Origin of the sequence: Arthrobacter sp. AFG20, from assembly GCF_002892795.1 — a bacterium.
Classification (GTDB): Bacteria; Actinomycetota; Actinomycetes; order Actinomycetales; family Micrococcaceae; genus Arthrobacter.
Window position 1 is genome coordinate 65,925 of the sequence record NZ_PJMC01000007.1, and the last position, 16,754, is coordinate 82,678.

The 16,754-nt window shown below is 67.7% G+C and carries 15 protein-coding genes; 8 read left to right on the forward strand and 7 right to left on the reverse strand.

Features of this window, described 5'->3' with window-relative positions; all coding sequences use genetic code 11:
• The first annotated feature begins 92 nt into the window (after positions 1 to 92).
• Complete coding sequence (locus tag CXZ05_RS10135) at positions 93 to 2,531, forward strand: molybdopterin oxidoreductase family protein (protein WP_102972485.1); 2,439 nt, start codon at positions 93 to 95, stop codon at positions 2,529 to 2,531.
• Positions 2,528 to 2,989 (forward strand): hypothetical protein, encoded by a 462-nt coding sequence (locus CXZ05_RS10140; protein ID WP_102972486.1) that lies wholly within the window; start codon positions 2,528 to 2,530, stop codon positions 2,987 to 2,989. Before CXZ05_RS10135 ends, CXZ05_RS10140 begins: the two co-directional genes overlap by 4 nt.
• A gap of 19 nt (positions 2,990 to 3,008) precedes the next feature.
• Here the strand turns inward: CXZ05_RS10140 and CXZ05_RS10145 are convergent, their stop codons facing one another.
• The gene (locus tag CXZ05_RS10145; protein ID WP_102972487.1) at positions 3,009 to 4,085 is read right to left on the reverse strand and encodes an FUSC family protein; all 1,077 of its coding nucleotides are present in this window, start codon (positions 4,083 to 4,085) and stop codon (positions 3,009 to 3,011) included.
• Between the two features lie 165 nt (positions 4,086 to 4,250).
• The gene (locus CXZ05_RS10150; protein ID WP_308410999.1) at positions 4,251 to 5,168 is read right to left on the reverse strand and encodes a hypothetical protein; all 918 of its coding nucleotides are present in this window, start codon (positions 5,166 to 5,168) and stop codon (positions 4,251 to 4,253) included.
• 308 nt (positions 5,169 to 5,476) lie between these two features.
• Between CXZ05_RS10150 and CXZ05_RS10155 the strand changes: the two genes are divergently transcribed.
• Positions 5,477 to 6,442 (forward strand): amino acid-binding protein, encoded by a 966-nt coding sequence (locus CXZ05_RS10155; RefSeq protein WP_258006532.1) that lies wholly within the window; start codon positions 5,477 to 5,479, stop codon positions 6,440 to 6,442.
• On the opposite strand, the gene CXZ05_RS10160 is transcribed toward CXZ05_RS10155, so the two are convergent.
• Both CXZ05_RS10160 and CXZ05_RS10165 read right to left on the reverse strand, forming a co-directional pair.
• Positions 6,390 to 6,923, reverse strand: coding sequence for an HPP family protein (locus tag CXZ05_RS10160; RefSeq protein WP_102972489.1), 534 nt, complete (start codon positions 6,921 to 6,923; stop codon positions 6,390 to 6,392). The two genes, CXZ05_RS10155 and CXZ05_RS10160, sit on opposite strands and share 53 nt — an antisense overlap.
• A 120-nt stretch (positions 6,924 to 7,043) precedes the next feature.
• Positions 7,044 to 8,027, reverse strand: a complete 984-nt coding sequence (locus CXZ05_RS10165) for an aldo/keto reductase (protein WP_102972490.1) — start codon at positions 8,025 to 8,027, stop codon at positions 7,044 to 7,046.
• A gap of 269 nt (positions 8,028 to 8,296) precedes the next feature.
• Here CXZ05_RS10165 and CXZ05_RS10170 point away from each other — a divergent pair, with 269 nt between their 5' ends.
• Genes CXZ05_RS10170 through CXZ05_RS10190 form a run of 5 tightly spaced genes read left to right on the forward strand, consistent with a single transcriptional unit; the run spans position 8,297 to position 13,423 of the window.
• A complete protein-coding gene (locus tag CXZ05_RS10170) occupies positions 8,297 to 9,655 on the forward strand; it encodes an MFS transporter (RefSeq protein ID WP_102972491.1) in 1,359 nt (452 codons plus the stop codon).
• Positions 9,656 to 9,694: 39 nt separating this feature from the next.
• A complete protein-coding gene (locus CXZ05_RS10175) occupies positions 9,695 to 10,405 on the forward strand; it encodes a GntR family transcriptional regulator (RefSeq protein ID WP_258006533.1) in 711 nt (236 codons plus the stop codon).
• Positions 10,402 to 11,214: an aspartate/glutamate racemase family protein gene (locus CXZ05_RS10180; protein WP_102972493.1), complete on the forward strand. Its 813-nt coding sequence runs from the start codon at positions 10,402 to 10,404 to the stop codon at positions 11,212 to 11,214. The genes CXZ05_RS10175 and CXZ05_RS10180 overlap by 4 nt, the downstream gene beginning before the upstream one ends.
• 49 nt (positions 11,215 to 11,263) lie before the next feature.
• Positions 11,264 to 12,685, forward strand: coding sequence for an amidohydrolase family protein (locus tag CXZ05_RS10185; protein WP_102972494.1), 1,422 nt, complete (start codon positions 11,264 to 11,266; stop codon positions 12,683 to 12,685).
• Between the two features lie 9 nt (positions 12,686 to 12,694).
• Positions 12,695 to 13,423 (forward strand): aspartate/glutamate racemase family protein, encoded by a 729-nt coding sequence (locus tag CXZ05_RS10190; protein ID WP_102972495.1) that lies wholly within the window; start codon positions 12,695 to 12,697, stop codon positions 13,421 to 13,423.
• Positions 13,424 to 13,429: 6 nt separating this feature from the next.
• On the opposite strand, the gene CXZ05_RS10195 is transcribed toward CXZ05_RS10190, so the two are convergent.
• From CXZ05_RS10195 to CXZ05_RS10205, 3 genes are all read right to left on the reverse strand, one after another.
• The gene (locus CXZ05_RS10195; protein WP_102972496.1) at positions 13,430 to 14,347 is read right to left on the reverse strand and encodes a diacylglycerol kinase family protein; all 918 of its coding nucleotides are present in this window, start codon (positions 14,345 to 14,347) and stop codon (positions 13,430 to 13,432) included.
• Between the two features lie 133 nt (positions 14,348 to 14,480).
• Entirely contained in the window at positions 14,481 to 15,728 is a 1,248-nt protein-coding gene (locus CXZ05_RS23400) for an MFS transporter (protein ID WP_258006534.1), read from the reverse strand.
• Between the two features lie 11 nt (positions 15,729 to 15,739).
• The gene (locus tag CXZ05_RS10205) at positions 15,740 to 16,636 is read right to left on the reverse strand and encodes a dihydrodipicolinate synthase family protein (RefSeq protein WP_102972497.1); all 897 of its coding nucleotides are present in this window, start codon (positions 16,634 to 16,636) and stop codon (positions 15,740 to 15,742) included.
• Positions 16,637 to 16,754 lie beyond the last annotated feature (118 nt).

The following is a 16,754-nucleotide window of genomic DNA, read 5'->3' on the forward strand; positions in this document are numbered from 1 at the left end:
GTCGGACGCTCATGAGCCAGCCACTTCCGCTGGCGACGGCTGCGGGTAACCTAAGGACAGTAAGTTCACTTACCACCCATGGAGGCTGACCCATGACGGACCGGATCGCGGACATCTGGGGCGAACGGACACCGCACGGAAGCGGCCAGGTGTGGCCCGAGCGTGTGGATCAGGTCCTGGCCGAGGGGCTGGCCGACGCCGACGTGGACCGCTGGGTGCAGTCGGCCTGCGTCCTGTGCAGCAACGGCTGCGGCTGCGACATTGCCGTCAAGGACGGGAAAATGGTGGGGATCCGCGGCCGCGGGGTAGACCGGGTGAACCGCGGCAGGCTCGGGCCGAAAGGCCTCTACGGCAGCTGGCAGGGCGAAGAGCACCGGGACCGCCTGACCCGCCCGCTGATCAGGGTGGACGGCGAGCTGGTGGAGACGGATTGGGACACCGCCATGGGCCGCATCGTGGAGCGCAGCAAGGAACTTCTGGCCAGCAAGGGCCCGCTCAGCCACGGCTTCTACACCAGCGGGCAGCTGTTCCTGGAGGAGTATTACGCGCTCGGCATTCTCGGCAAGGCCGGGATCGGCACTCCGCACATGGACGGCAACACGCGGCTGTGCACCGCCACGGCGGCGGCGGCGCTGAAGGAATCCTTCGGTGCCGACGGCCAGCCCGGCAGCTACACGGACGTCGATGAGTGCAGCGCCGTCTTCCTCTACGGCCACAACATGGCGGAGACGCAGACGGTGCTGTGGGCGCGCGTTCTGGACCGACTGGACGGGCCCAACCCGCCGAAGCTCGTGTGCGTCGACCCGCGCGATACGGAGGTGGCCCGCCGTGCAGACGTGCACCTGGCGGTTCATCCGGGCACAAACCTGGCGCTGATGAACGGCCTGGTCCGCGAGCTTTTCGCCAACGGCTGGATCAATGAGGACTACATATCGGAGCACACTGCCAACGTGGACCAGCTGCGCAGCGTGGTGGAGCCGTGGACCCCGGAGAAGGTGGCGGAAACCTGCGGCGTGCAGGCTGCCGACGTGCGGCGTGCGGCGGAGATCTTCGGCACCGAAGACAGGGTGCTTTCCACGGTGCTGCAGGGCTTCTACCAGTCGGCTCACGCGACGGCGTCGGCGTGCCAGGTCAACAACCTCCACCTGCTCCGCGGCATGCTGGGCAGGCCCGGCTGCGGCCTGCTGCAGATGAACGGCCAGCCCACCGCCCAGAACAACAGGGAATGCGGGGCCGACGGCGACCTGCCGGGCTTCCGGAACTGGGAGAACCCCCGGCACGTGCAGGAGCTGGCCCGGCTGTGGAACGTGGACCCCGGCGTCATTCCGCACTGGGCCCCGCCCACCCACGCCCTGCAGATCTTCCGCTACGTTGAACAGGGATCCATCGCGCTGCTGTGGATTTCCGCGACCAACCCGGCCGTGTCCATGCCGCAGCTGGAACGGATCCGGCACATCCTGGACAAGGACAGCCTGTTCCTGGTGGTCCAGGACATCTACCTCACCGAAACGGCGCAGTATGCCGACGTCGTCCTTCCCTGTGCTGCCTGGGGCGAGAAGACCGGCACCTTCACGAACGTTGACCGGACCGTCCACCTGTCCGAGAAGGCCGTCGATCCGCCGGGCGAGGCACGGAGCGACCTCGACGTGTTCCTCGACTACGCACGCCGGATGGGGTTCACGGACAAGGACGGGCAGCCCCTGCTGGACTGGTCCGGCCCCGAGGACGGCTTCGAGGCGTGGAAGGAATGTTCCCGCGGCCGCCCGTGCGACTACACGGGCCTCAGCTACGACAAGCTCAGGGGCGGCAGCGGCATCCAGTGGCCGTGCACCGAGGCGCAGCCCGGCGGCACCGAGCGGCTGTACACCGACGGCGAGTTCCCCACCGCGCCGGAGTACTGCGAGTCCTTCGGCCATGACCTCCTCACCGGCGCCACCACAGGCGAAACCGAGTACAAGGCAACCGTCGAACCCGGGAAGGCCTGGCTCAAGGCCCTCGACTACACCCCGCCGCACGAGGAACCCGACGCCGACTACCCGCTGCGCTACACCACCGGCCGGACGGCGTACCACTTCCACACCCGCACCAAGACCGGCCGCAGCCGCCGGCTCAACGCCGCCGCGCCCGAGCCGTGGATCGAGATGTCCGTCGAGGACGCCGCGCGCGTCGGCTGCCAGGAAGGGGACATCGCCCGCGTGACCTCCCGCCGCGGCAGCCTCGAAGTACCGGTCCGGATCGGCGACATCCGCCCGGGCACCGTCTTCGCGCCGTTCCACTACGGCTACTGGGACACGTCCGACGGCGGCGCTGCCGCCGGCAGCGGGACCGGGGATCCCGCCGTCGTTGTTAAGGCCGACGGCGGCCGGCACCGGGCCGCGAACGAACTCACCATCACCGAATGGGACCCGGTGTCCAAGCAGCCACTGTTCAAGAACGCCGCCGTCCGGGTGGAAAAGCTGCGCAGCGGTGACGGCCCGTCGAAGGCCCCGGACACCACCGCTTCCCGCCGCGCGACAGGAGCCCGGCGATGAGACTTCCCGTCTACATCGGCCTCCTGAACGAAGCGGAAGCCACGCTCGCGTCGTCATTCCGGGTGGTGGCGGACGGCCACGGCGACGAGCCCGACGTGCACTACATCCTGCAGACGTTCGCAAAGAAGTGCGACGCGCACCGGGAGGCGCTGAAGCCTGTCATCGACCGCTACGGCGAGGACATCGAGGGTGAGGAGGAGCACCGGCTGACAGCCAACGGGGTGAAGGAGGTCCGGTCCGGGCCGCTGGCGTTGATGCTGGACCTGCAGGACCTGTACGTGCTGGTCAATCACATCGATGTCACGTGGATGATGGTGGGTCAGGCCGCCAAGGGTGACCGGGACAAGGAACTCCAGGGCGTCGTGGAGCAGTGTGAGGGCGACTCGGAGCTGGAAATCCGCTGGCTGCAGACCAGGATGAAGCAGGCCGCACCCCAGGCGCTCCTTGTCGCTGAGTGAACCGTGGCTGAATAGCGCCCTACCGCGCCGGCGCCCCCGCAGAGGTCCGCCGCGCCATCCGGGACCACACGGCGGGGGCCAGCACCACGGCGATTCCGACGGCGGCGCCGATCACCGTCTCGACGATCCGGTCCCGGAGCAGGATGCCGGGTGCGGCCGGGGAGACGAGCAGCGTGGAGGTCAGGGCCAGCGGCGTCACGAAGACCTGGGCCAGCACGTAGTTCCGGGCGATGAAGAGCTCGGCGCCGAACTGGCAGATGGCGATCACCAGGACCGTCTGCCACGGCACGGGCTGCAGCAGCAGGATGCCCGCGAGGAGGATGAGGCCCAGCACGGTTCCGATGATCCTCTGCACGCCGCGGGCGATGCGGTGCCGCGTGGTGCGGCCCACCAGCGGAACCACGGCCGCCACCATGGCCCAGTAGTTGTGCCCGAAGCCGAGCATCTGGCCTACGAGGGTGGCGAGGGTGCCGGCGAGCCCCGCTGCCACGAGGTAGCCCAGCGCCTCGAGCCCGGCCGCCCGCTTCTCTTCCCCGGTAAGGCGCACGGGCGGGGGCATCTCCCACGGGGTCCGGTGGCTCCGCAGCACCCGGGAGGACAGCCCGACGGCCAGGCAAAAGAGCGTGGTCAGGGCGGATACCAGCATGCACTGCCACAACGGCGGCTGGCTGGGGATGGACGCGATCGCCGCGAAGGCGAAGATGTGGAACAGCGAGCCGGCCGGCCGGTGCCGCCACCGCGCGATCACCAGGGAGCAGCCGCCGGCCACGAGGGTGGTGGCCAGCACCTGCAGCCAGGTGCTCGCCGCCTGGGACAGGCCGCCGGCGTGCACCGCGCGGGCGGTCAGCGTGGCCAGCAGGATCACCAGCAGCATGAGCGCACCCGCACGGACCTGGATGAAGAACCGCTTGCGGTGCAGCTCGCCGCGGCCGTAGATGCCGGTGAATGCGCCGAACGAGGCAAAGATCGCCAGATCCAGGCGGCCCAGCAGCACCAGGGTGATCAGCGGCACGAAGACGCCCACGGCGCACCGCACGGCGACGTGATGATCCTTGTTTGCCGGGGCAAGGGTGAACATCTCGGCCAGCAGCTTCACGGGGGATTCGCGCCTTTCGTTGCAGTTTGGAACTGACGACGGCGGCACTGGCGTCCGGTTACCAGCTTAACGGGGGCGGCCCCCGCCTTTCCCGTGGAGGCCGCCTCCTGTCCTGTTGCGTTCGTCTCCCTGACCGGGCCTACTGAATGGGCCTAGTTAGTGGGCCTACTTGGTGGCGCTGGTGTGGGCGTCCACAGTGACCACTTCGAAGGTCTTGGCGTTCGGCACTCCAAACTTGGCGTTGACGGCGGCGAGGGTGTCATCGAAGAGGGCGGCCGTCGTCGGGATGTTGAAGTGCGGGCTGGTGATGACCTCCCGCAGCTTCGCGGTTGATTCGTGGAAGTTCACCCGGAGCCTGCTGATCTGGTTGGACATGTTCTGCACGGCCCAGACGGTGTCGCCCTTGACCAGGACGCCGTCGACGTTGGGCACCTTCACGCCCTTGATCTCGGCGCTGGCACCAGTCCGCGGGCTGACGGTGTAGAGGGCCTGGTTACCCGAGTGGGCCACCACCAAACGGCGGGCGTCGCGTGAATAGGCGATGCCATTGAGGTTGAATTGCTTGCTGGTATCCGCCGCGGGACCCTTCAGGGCCAGCGTCCGCACAGTGCCGAGGTCGCCGTCGTCGTCCACCGGAATGAAGTACAGCTCACCCCGCCGCGAGTTCGTGAACCAGGCGCCGTGGTCCGTGAGCGCCACGTCGTTGATGAAGGCCTCCTTCGTGGTCAGCTGGTAGGTCTTGACGGTCTTGCCGTCATCGGTGTCGTAGACGTAGGCCGTTCCCGCAGGGCCGCCCGCCACGAAGAGGAGGTCATTGCGTGTGTCGGCCTTCATGCCCACGGCCATCCTGCCGTTGGGGACGTCAATGAATTTCTTAGCGGTGCCTTTGCGGATATCTCCCCGGAAGATGTCGCCCGTCACGAGATCGCCGGCGTAGAACGTGCTGCCTTCGCCTGCGGTGATGCCTTCGGCTCCCTTGGCGCCGGGGAGGACGATCACACTGCGGCGGTCTTCGTCCTGCTGCCTGTCAGCGGTGGCCACCGGCGCCGGAGCCAGTAATGCCACAAGGGCGATAAATCCCACGGCGGCTCCACGGCGTGCTTTACTACCTGAACATCTCGTACTGAGGCTCATGTTGCTCTCCGGACTTGGACTTTTTCCGTGCGAGCTGGCCGTAGTACGGTCGCGCCGCACGATGGTCTTTTCAGTGTAGGTACCGGGCCGAAGGCTGGCCATAGCGCGGAAAGAGCGGGAGTTTTTGTGCACGTATTCGCCGCAAATGCCCCATCAGAGGCCATTATCTGGACAAAAACTCCAGCCGTCCGGGATGGTTCGCGGGATCGGAACGCGGGGGCAATACCCCTGTAACAGCTGCCGGGCAGGCTGGGAGCATGAAGCCCCACAAGCCGAACCCCGCCGCGGCCGAACTGAGCTGTGAAGTCTGCGGGCAGATGCCCGAGCCCACCAAGACACGACTCACGGTGGCCAATGTCGCCGTCATGCTCCCGATCGAACTGCTGGTGCACGCGCTGGTGGTGCAGACGCAGCTGCCCTATCTGGCCAAGGTGCTGGTCCTGACACTGACGGCCACCGTCCTGGTGATCTGGGTGGCCGAGCCCTCCGCCGCGCGGATCCTGCGGCGGTGGCTCCACGCACCCGCGCTCCGTCACCGCCGCCGCCTTGGCGCGGCGCCCGCCCTGTGGCGTGCAAGGACGGTGCTCCGCGACGAACCCGGCTCCCTCAAGCGGATCACCAGGTCCCTGGCACTGCTGGACACCAACATCCTGGGCATCCACGTTCATCCCGTCCGGGGCGGGGTGATGGACGAATTCGTGCTGTCCGCCCCCGGCGAGGTCAGCGAGCGCCAGCTGCTGGAGGCCCTGACGGACGGCGGCGGACGGAGCGCGCAGGTCTGGCCCACCACCGCCCTGGCCATGGCCGACGGGCAGACCAAGGCCCTGAGCCTGGCCGCCCGGATCGCCGCCACTCCCGCGGAGCTCCCGCTGGCAGTGGCGGAATTGCTGTCCGCCAGGATCCTCGAGCCCGGCAGTGAGTCAGCCCGCCACACCCAAACGAACGCCCGTGAAACGAACGACGCCGGCACCATCCTGAAGATTCCCACCGCCTGGCACGGACCCATCACCTTCTTCCGTCCCGGCGAACCGTTCACGCCGGCCGAATCAGCCCGCGCCCACCGGCTCGCGGAGCTCGCCGAAATCCTGGCGCACCGGGACGCTCAGGGATCCGGGGACGCCTCGGAATCCGGAGCAGAACCGGAATCCGGAGCAGAACCGGAATCCGGGCTCATTTCGGGGCCGGGCGGGTCCCCAGCAGCAGGTTCAGCCCCCAGCCGATGAGAGTGGTCATGACAACCGCCGCAGCGACAGACACCAACTGAACCGGCGTGGTGAGGATGCCGAGGCTGATGATCAGCGTCGTCGCTCCCGCCGGCGGATGAGGCATGCCAATCCATGACAGCGCCAGCGTGGTCAGCGCCACCGACAGGGCTCCGCTGACGACGTGCAGCGGCGTCAGTCCACCCACGGGAGCCGAGGGCTGGTCCTGTAATCCGAAGGCGTAAAGGCACACGGCGCCCGCCAGCAGTCCGGCGCCGTGGCCGGCGAGCGCGTTGACCGGCCTCGAGGCCTCCTGCTCAGGAGATTCGAAGAACAGCATCACCGTAGGACCAAGGCTGGGAAAAAGCCAGGGGAGGTGGAGGAGAACGCCGACGACGCCGCAGACTCCCAGGACCACGATCACCAGGGCAGCCGCATACACACCGGCCCCAAGCCCGTGCCATTGACCTTTCATTCGCTCCAGCAACGAAGCCTGTGCCATCGCCGATCCTCCCGAGTCCCTCAACGCCCTGCATCCGGTGTTGTGGTTACCCGTACCCCTCAGCCACCGGCTTACCCGCGTTCACCAACCGGGACGCAGCCCTGACCGAATGCGGGCCCGTCAGAAACCGGACGGATAGCGGGGCGTGTAGCTTTCTTCGAGGCGCCGGACCTCCGAGTCGGTCAAGGCAATCCCGACGGCGGCAGCGGCGTCGTCGATATGGCGTTCCTTCGTCGCCCCAATGATGGGGGCGGTGACGGCGGACTTGCCTGCACTCCAGGCCAGGGCGATCTGCGCCATCGGCACGCCACGTTCGTCGGCCACGGCGGCGACTGCGTCGACGATGGCCCTGTTCGCGTCCTCGTCCTGCCTGTACAGGCCCTTGCCGAACTCGTCCGTGTCCTTCCGGGTCCCGGACCCCGCAGCACCCCAGGGCCTGGTCAGGTTTCCGCGCGCCAGCGGGCTCCAGGGGATCACGCCCACACCCGTGGCCTGGCAGAACGGGTGCATTTCGCGTTCCTCCTCCCGCTCGAGGAGGTTGTACTGGTCCTGCATGGACACGAACCTGGTCCAGCCATGCAGTTCCGCCGCATGCTGCATCCGGGCGAACTGCCAGGCCCACATGCTTGACGCCCCGATGTACCGCGCCTTCCCCGCCTTGACGACGTCGTGCAGGGCCTCCATCGTCTCCTCGACCGGGGTCAGCGGGTCATAGCGGTGGATCTGGTAGAGGTCCACGTAGTCGGTGCCAAGCCGGGTGAGGGATGCGTCGATCTCGTGCATGATCGCGGCCCGGCTGAGGCCACCCCCGTTGCGGGCCTGGCGCATCCGGCCGTGGACTTTGGTGGCGATCTGGACCTCCTCACGGGGGGCCAGTTCCTTGAGCAGGGTGCCGGTGATCTCCTCGCTCGAGCCGGCCGAGTACACGTTTGCGGTGTCGAAGGTGGTGATCCCGGCCTCGTAGGCGCGCCGCACAAACGGCCTGGCCTCATCGAGTCCCACGCTCCACCCGTGCGATCCCTTTTCCGGATCGCCGTAGCTCATCATGCCCAGGACAACAGCGCTGATTTCCAGCCCGGAGTTTCCAAGTCGCACCGTCTTCATTCGGTTCTCCCTTTCGATGTCTTGCCGTCCGGCCCAGAGTCACAATTCGTTTTTTCGCGGGCCACGGCCATCTTCCCCGAAAACCCTTGACAGTGTCCCGCGCCACACCTATCTTGAATTTGGGATCCCAAAACGGGATCCCAAAAGGCAGGACTGTTCCGCCGGCGCAAACCAACACCGCCGGCCCAAAAACTCCCGCCGAACCGCGGCCGCACCGCCCCATTTCATCCCCCATCCAATGTCCGCACCCTTCCCACTAAGGAGAAGCTGTGTCTCTCCCAGATACTGAAGCAGTGACAATCCAGGCCCAATCCCCAGAATCCCGCGGTACCAAGCCCGGCAAGGACGGCGTGCAACGACGCACCAACGTCCGCTGGAAGCTGTTCCTGCTGCTGCTCGTCCTGGTTTCGGTCAACTACATCGACCGCGGCTCCATCTCGGTGGCGCTGCCCATCATCCAGAAAGAATTCAACCTCGCCCCGGAGCTCGTGGGCCTCCTGCTCTCCGCGTTCTTCTGGACCTACGCCCTGATGCAGATCCCGGTCGGTTTGCTGATCGACAAGTTCGGTCCGCGCAAGGTGATGACCGCTTCCTGCGTGGGCTGGGGTGCCGCCACCGCCGCCTCCGGCATGGCCGGCGGCTTCCTCAGCATGTTCATCGCCCGGCTGGGCATCGGCGTCACCGAGGCCGGCGTCATGCCGGCCGGCGGCAAGCTGAACGCCATCTGGATGCACAAGTCGGAGCGTGGCCGCGGCGCCACGATCCTGGACGCCGGCGCTCCCCTCGGCGCCGGACTGGGCGGCATCCTCATCGCCGGCCTCATCGCCGCCACAGGCAGCTGGCGCAGCTCGTTCGTCATCGCCGGTGCCGCCACCGTCCTCATGGGCCTGGCCGTCTGGTGGTATGTCCGCGACAATCCCCGCCAGCACCGCGGCGTCAACACGGCCGAGGCCGAATATATCGAGGCCTCCCACGCCGCCGAAGACGCCGAGGCGGAACTCGACGGCAGCAAGGGCAAGCGCGCGCTGCTCCCCTATCTGAAGTTCCGTTCGTTCTGGGCCATGTGCTTTGGCTGGCTGGGCTTCAACGGCGTGTTCTACGGCCTGCTCACCTGGGGCCCGCTGTACCTGGCCCAGGCCAAGGGCTTCGACCTGAAAACCATCGGCTGGTCCACCTTCGTGATCTTCGGTGCCGGTTTCGTCGGCGAGATCCTGGGCGGCACCATCGCCGACAAGTGGCGCGCGTCCGGCGCCTCCGCCAACCGCGTCATGCGGACGCTGCTGGGCATCTCCAGTGTCGTGGTGGTGGGTGGCCTCATCGGGGTGACTGTCGTTGCGGACCCGACCACCGCCGTCGTCCTTCTCTCCGTGGTGATGTTCTTCCTCCGCTGGGTGGGCCTGTTCTGGAGCATCCCGTCCATCCTGGGCGGCCGCACCAACGCCGGTGTCCTCGGCGGAGCCATGAACTTCAGCGGCAACATCTCCGGATTTGTCACACCGATCGCCGTCGGCCTGATCGTGGGCGCCACGGGCTCCTATACCTGGGCGCTGCTCTACTTCGTGGGATCCGCCATCATCATGGGGGTCTCCGTGCTCACCCTGAACTACAACAAGCGGCTGCCTGTCTAAGCTGGGCAGCAAGCCCAACTCCCGCCGGCCGGGAGCGCAATGTCACAAGAATCCGAATGGAGCACCATGCTTACCGCAGAAGAGACCCAGGACAAGGAACGCCCCCTCCGCGAGGCCGTCCGGGACACGCTCCGCACCCGGATCTTCGAGGGGCATTACGTTCCCGGCACCCGGTTGGTGGAACGCGACCTGGCCGCTGAGTTCAACGTTTCACGGCTTCCCGTCCGGGAAGCGCTGAGGATGCTCCGCCAGGAAGGGCTCATCAGCGACCGCGGGGCGCGGGGCGCGGAAGTCAGCACCCTTAGCCCCAAGGACGTCGAGGACCTCTTCGACGTCCGGCAGTCACTGGAGGTGCTGGCCTGCCGGCTCGCCGCCACCCGTGCCACGGCTGAGGACCTCGACCGCCTGAAAGGGCTGCTGGACGAGGCCGACCGCTGCCTCGCCAAGGGCGCCGTCATCGAGGCACACCGCGCCAACAGCGAATTCCACGACGCCATCACCCGGATCGCCGACAACAACTTTCTCAAATCCGCGCTGGAACCCCTGCAGGGCCGCATGCACTGGCTGTTCCGCCACGTCAGCGACCTGCCCGAACTGATCCAGGAACACCGGGACCTGTACGAGGCCATCGCCAGCGGCAACCCCGACCGGGCCGCCGCCCAGTCCGCGTCGCACATCGGCAAATACCGCGAACAGTTCCCCGACGACTTCCAGAAAACGGAACCAGCCCTGCACCGGAAGAAAAAATGAAACTTCTCGTCATCAACCCGAACATCAGCGAGGACGTCACCGCCCTGATCGAGTCCGAGGCCCGGCGCTCCGCCTCCCCGGGCACCAGCCTGGTTGTCCGCACGGCCGGTCACGGCGTCGAATACATCGAAACCCGCTTTGAATCCCTCATCGCGGCCGGCGCCGTCGCCGAGATCATTGCCGAACACACCGCCGGCGGCAACCCAGCCGACGGCAGCGCCGCCGGTCCCATTGACGGCGTCGTGGTCGCCGCCTTCGGGGACCCGGGGATGCCGGCCCTGAAGGAACTCGCCGACGTTCCCGTCATCGGCATCACCGAGGCAGCCCTCTGCGCCGCTGCGCTGCAGGGGCACCGGTTCTCCATCATTGCCATCTCGGACCGGATCCGCCCGTGGTACCTGGACTGTGTGGAGCGGTTCGGTCTCGGCGGACGGCTGGCCTCCATCCGCTCCATCAACGAGTCCCTGAACGCCATCGGCTCGGTGCAGCAGGACTTCCAGGAAACCCTGCTGGCACTCAGCCGGCAGGCCGTCGCGGAGGACGGCGCCGACGTCGTCGTCCTCGCCGGGGCGCCCCTGGCGGGGCTGGCCCGCGAACTCCGGGGGCAGATCCCCGTTCCCGTGGTGGACGGCATCTCCGCCGGGATCCGGATGGCGGAGGCCGTGGTGGGGCTCCAGTCCGGCCCGCACCGGGCCGGCGCGTTCGCTCCGCCGCCGGTCAAGGCCCGCAAGGGCCTGTCCGAAAACCTCGACGCCGCCCTGACCGCCGCCCAGACGGCGTCGAACGCCGCGGCGCCCGCACCCAATTAGTCCCAGCAACTCCCCCATTCCCATCAGCTTCCCAGTCAGGAGGACGACGATGTCCCAGATTCCCGAACTCGTCATCGCCAACGGCACCGTGGTCAACAGTTTTGGCCGCCGGCGCGCCCACATCATCGTGGTGGACGGCACGATCAGCCACCTCGTCGACGCTGCAGAGCCCGTACCCGAGGCCGAACGCACCGTCGACGCCACCGGCCAGCTGGTGATCCCCGGCGGCGTGGACGCACACTGCCACGTGGCCCAGGTGACCGGCCGGTTCCGCACCCTGGACGATTACCGGACCACCTCAACCGCTGCCCTGTGGGGCGGCACCACCACTATCATCGATTTCGGCATTCCCCGTGACGCCCGCGAAACCCCGCTGGCGGCCGTGCTGAACAAGAAGGAGCTGGCGCAGGAGTCCCGCTGTGACGTGGCACTGCACGGGTCCGTGGTCAGCTGGGACGAGACCGTGCCGTGGCAGCTCGAACAGCTCGCCGCCGAGGGTGTCCGCTCCGTGAAGATGTACACCACCAACCGCGGCACCACCATGGCGGACGGGGACACCATCCTGAAGGTGATGCGCGAAATGGTCCGGCTGGACGGGCTCACCTACATCCACGCCGAGCACGACCCCATCATCGCGGACTGCACGGCGCAGCACGCCGACGACGGCAGGATCGGCATCGAGCACCTGCACCGCACGCGTCCGGAGCTGGCCGAGGAAATCTCGGTCAAGGAAACGCTCGCCATGGCCCAGTACACCATGGCCCCGGTGTACTTCGTCCACCAGTCCACGCCAGGGGCGGTCGACCTGGTCACCGAGGCCCGTGCCCGCGGCCAGGAGGCTTACTCGGAAACGTGCCCGCACTACCTCACGCTCGATGACACCGTGTACGGTTCAGCCTTCCCGGAGTGGTACGCCTGCTGCCCACCGATGCGCAGCCCGGAAACGGTCGCAGCGCTCAGGGAGCGGCTGGCCGGCGGCGCCATCCACACCGTCTCCTCTGACCATTCCTGCTACGACCTGACCCAGAAGCGGGAACGCACCGACGACGTCCGCGCCATGCCGCACGGCCTCCCGGGCGTGGAAACCCGCATGCCCGTCACGTTCACGGCGATGGCTGAATCCGGCAGCAGCGTGGAGGACTTCGTGGAGGTCTTCTCCGCCGGACCGGCGCGCATCAACGCCTTGCCCGGCAAGGGCTCCATCGCCGAGGGCTTCGACGCCGACCTGGTGCTCTTCGATCCTGCCGAACACAGGACGGTGGACGGCGGCGCGCTGCACATGGGCACCGACTTCTCGCCTTTCGACGGCCGCACGCTGGCCGGCTGGCCCGCCGTCGTGGTTTCCGCAGGCCGCGTGGTGCTGGACCGGGAGGGCTTCCACGATCCCGGCGCCGTGGGCCGCTTCGTTTCCCGGAACGGTTTCCGGGAACACCTTGCCGCCGCTGCCGACCTGTCCGCCGCGACCCTCTAGGAGCACGTGATGACTTCTCCAACCCGTCCAACCCGGATCGGCATGATCGTGCCGTCCTCCAACACCTGCCTGGAACCGCAGAGCTACCGCATCCTGGGCGACCGCACCGACGTCACCATCCACTTCACCCGGATCCCGGTCACCCGGATTGCGCTGGACGATTCCTCAGACAGGCAGTTCGACCCCGCCGTCATGCGCGAGGCCGCCAGGCTGCTGGCGACGGCGGACGTGGACGTGATCGCCTGGAACGGCACCTCGGGTTCGTGGCTGGGGTCCGGGCACGACCGCGACCTTGTCCTTGAAATCACGGACGCCACCGGCATCCCCGCCACGACGTCCACGCTCGCCTACCTCGAGGCGTTCCGGTCCTTCGGCACGGAGCGGATCGGGCTGTTCACGCCCTATACGGAGGACGTCAACGAGGCCATCATCAAGTCCTATGAGCGGGACGGCATCAAAACCGTCAGCCACCGCTGCCTGGGCCTGAGCGACAACGAGTCCTTCGGCCGGGTCACCGACGATGAAATGCGTCCCGGCTCCCTGGAGCTCGCGGCCGACGCTCCGGATGCGCTGATCTATCTCTGCACCAACCTGTACGGCGCCAACATTGCGGCAGAAATCGAGGCGCGCACGGGCGTACCGGTCCTGGACTCGGTTGCTGTGACGCTGTGGCACTGCCTGAAGCTCGCCGGCTCCCCCTTGCTCGCACCAAGGTGGGGCAGGCTCCTCGGGGACTGACGGTAGCTACATCCGGACTTTGAGCGCCCCGGGCTCCACCCAGATGGACAGGCTCTTGACGGTGCCCACGTGGTCGCCGTCGAGCTGGAACTCTTCCTCGTGCTCCAAGGTCACCTCGATTTTCTTGCCCTGGAAGTATTCCGCGGATTCCTTTTCGTTCTTCCTGCGGCCGAAGATGCCTGCCGCCACGCCGAGCCACCCGAACCGGCCGCGCGGGGCCAGGATCAGCAGGTCCAGGATGCCGTCGTCGATCTTCGCCTCGGGGAAAATCTCGATGCCGCCCATGATCCGGCCGCAGTTGCCGGCCATGACACTGCGGATCCGCCGCCTGACCGGGTGCTTGCCGTCCACCGTGACGGTGGCCCTGACGGGTTTGCCCGGCAGCTTGCGGATGCCGGCCTCAACGTAGGCGAGCCAGCCCATGCGGTCCTTCAATGCGTCCACCGTGTCCGCCATGATCGCGGCGTCGTAGCCCACGCCGGCCATCACCAGGAAGACGTTCTCGTCGTCGGACCCGTCAAAGGTGCTCCTGGCGACGTCAATTGTGCGGACGGTGCCGTTCAGGACGTCGTACGCGGCGGAGACGGGGTCGGAGATATCCACACCCATGTTCCGGGCCAGCAAGTTACCCGTCCCCAGCGGCACCATCCCCATCGGCGTATCGGTGCCGGCCAGCGCCTGAGCCACGCACCGCACGGTACCGTCGCCGCCGGCGGCAATAACGACGTCGACGCCCGCCTTCAGCGCCTCGCGGGCCTGTCCCACGCCCGGGTCCTCAACGGTGGTTTCCAGCCACAGCGGTTCGGCCCAGCCCTGCGTGTCGCACAGCCGGATGAGGGAGGCGCGGAGGTCGGCGCCAACATCCTTGGCGGGGTTGACCACCACGGCGGCCCGTGGCGGCGAGGAAGCATTCTGGGCGGTCATGGTGTCCTTCGGCTGCGGCGGGCGGGCCCGAAAGCCCCGGAACTCAAATCGTAGCCGCGTTCCCGGGATATGGGCACGAACCTATCAATCCGGCTGATACTTGCGAAGGCGATCGGCGCGCAGCCGGCGACCCTCAGCGCGCCGTCTTCAGCCTGCCGGCGCCGCGGCGGTCCAGGACTGATGCCCCGGCACTGGCCAGGATGAGTGCGGCGGCAAGGAACAGGGGAAGTTGCGGCTCCCCTGTTATGACGACGCCAGCCGCGGCTGTTCCGGCGGACCCGGCGGCGATTTTGAGGGCACCAACCCAAACGAACACCTGCCCCCGAACCTGCGGCGGGGCAAACTCGCTCCGGGCAGCGAGGGTCGCAGCGAAGAAGTACGCATTCATGACCCCAGCGGCTGCGTATGCGGCGACAGCAGGCGCAAAGGACGCGGACAGGGCAGCCACCGCGAGCGCCGCGGCGACCAATCCCGCGAGCCGCGTCACCAGTCGGTCCGCGTCGCCCCGCAACGGACGGCACATTACTCCGGCCGAACCGGCCAGGCCGCCCAGTCCGTAAGCTGCCGTCAGAACGCCCGCAGCTGCCGGTTGTACCTGGAACACGGCGGTGGAGGCGACGGCCGCGATGGGGAGTGCCGCAACGGAGAACGCCACCGTGATGGTCAGGTACAGCATCCTCCGAAGGCGGCCCGTGACAGCCATGAGCCGCAGGGTCTGGGCCGGCCTCGGAACCTCGGCGGCCCCCGCTGCGGGAGGAACGTAGGGCAGCAATCGAACGACGGCGGCAGCCACGAATGTGGCCCCCGCCAGGATAAGCGCGGCCGCAGTGGGTCCGGCCCAGGCGGAGACGGCGGCCACGACGCTCGGGCCGATGGTCCCGCCGATTCCGTAGGTGGCCACATCCCAGCCCTGGGCACGGCGCTGGCTGACCCGGTCCGGGCCGGCGATCGCCGGAAGGCGGCTGCTGATGCCGCCGGTCAGCAGCGGCCCGACCAGTCCCGAAACCACCAGCAGAATGCCCGTCACCGCCGGCCACGTCAGCGGGTAAAGCAGCACCGCGGCCGCCAGGGTGGCGCCGTGGACGACGCACGCCCACGCAATCAGGACGCGGCCGTCGCGGCAAGAGTCCAGGCTCCGTGCCACCAGCGGGCCCAGCAGGTGCGGTGCGGTGATGCAGGCACCGAGCAGGCCGGCAAGCCAGCCCGGCCCCCCGCCTGTTGTGACCATGAGGACGATCGCTACTACGGCTCCGCCGTCCGCGGTGCGCGCCAGCGTCGCCGCCGCCACGTAGCGGGCTAATCCGCCGCCGGCCCGGGCCGGGTCCGGTCCCTGTTTCTTTGGATCTTCTTGCTCCAAGGTACCGAGGTTCAGGCTACCCATGCCGTACCTGCTCAGGCGCCCAGGCCGCTGAGACGCAGGGCTTCCTGGACCCGGGCGAGGCCCTCACCGTCCAGGCTTTTCAGTGGGCGGGGCAGGCACGGTGACTCCACGGAGCCCAGCACTTCGGCCATAGTGGCAGCGACCCGCAGGCTCCCGTATGTGCGGAAGAGCGCCCACACGGGCTCCAGCGCGGCAGATGCTTCCAGCGCCAGGTCGCCCTGGCCGGTCCGGCGGGTCCGGGCAAGATCTACAATCACCCTGGCCGTCTTGGGAAACAGGCCAGCGATGACCGAATACCAAGCGTCGCAGCCGGCGAGCAATGCCTCCGCTGCGGCCCAGTCGCCGCTGATGCCCAGGGAGACACTCCCCGGAATTGCCGCCCGGAGCCGGGCGATTCGCTCGGCGGCCTGGCCCGGTGCCGGGGGCGGGAACTTGATCGATGCGATGCCCGGAAGTTTGGCGATGCGGCCATGGAGTTCTTCGGAGAAGGTGAACCCCGTGGTGGCCGGGTTGTCGTAGACGGCGATCGGCAGATCGGACGCGGACGAGACCTCGCGGTAGAGGCCATAGACCTCTTCTTCGGTGAGCCGCTGATACGACACCGGCGCCAGCAGCAGGCCGGATGCGCCCGCAGTATGGGCATCTTCGACGCAACCCAGCACGTCGCGGGTGCGCATCGCACCGACACCTGCCACCACGGGTGTTCCCTGGGCAGCTTCGACGGCGGCCTCCACCACCTTGCGGCGTTCCTGCCGCAGCAGGTAGGTGTAGATGCCGGTCGAACCCAGCACACCGACGGAGTCCACGCCGGCATCGACGCACCGTGCGATCAGCCGCACCAGTGCGGCTTCGTCGACGTCATCCCCCGCGAGCGGAGTCAGGGGAAATGCACAAAGACCCTTAAACATGAAGGGCGTCCTTTCTTTAGTTCAGTTTTGGTTTCTCCCTACATGCTCACAGGCAGGTTGGTCCTAACATAGATCCAAGAATCCACAATTCAGGAGGACCAACATCGAAGCCGAACTG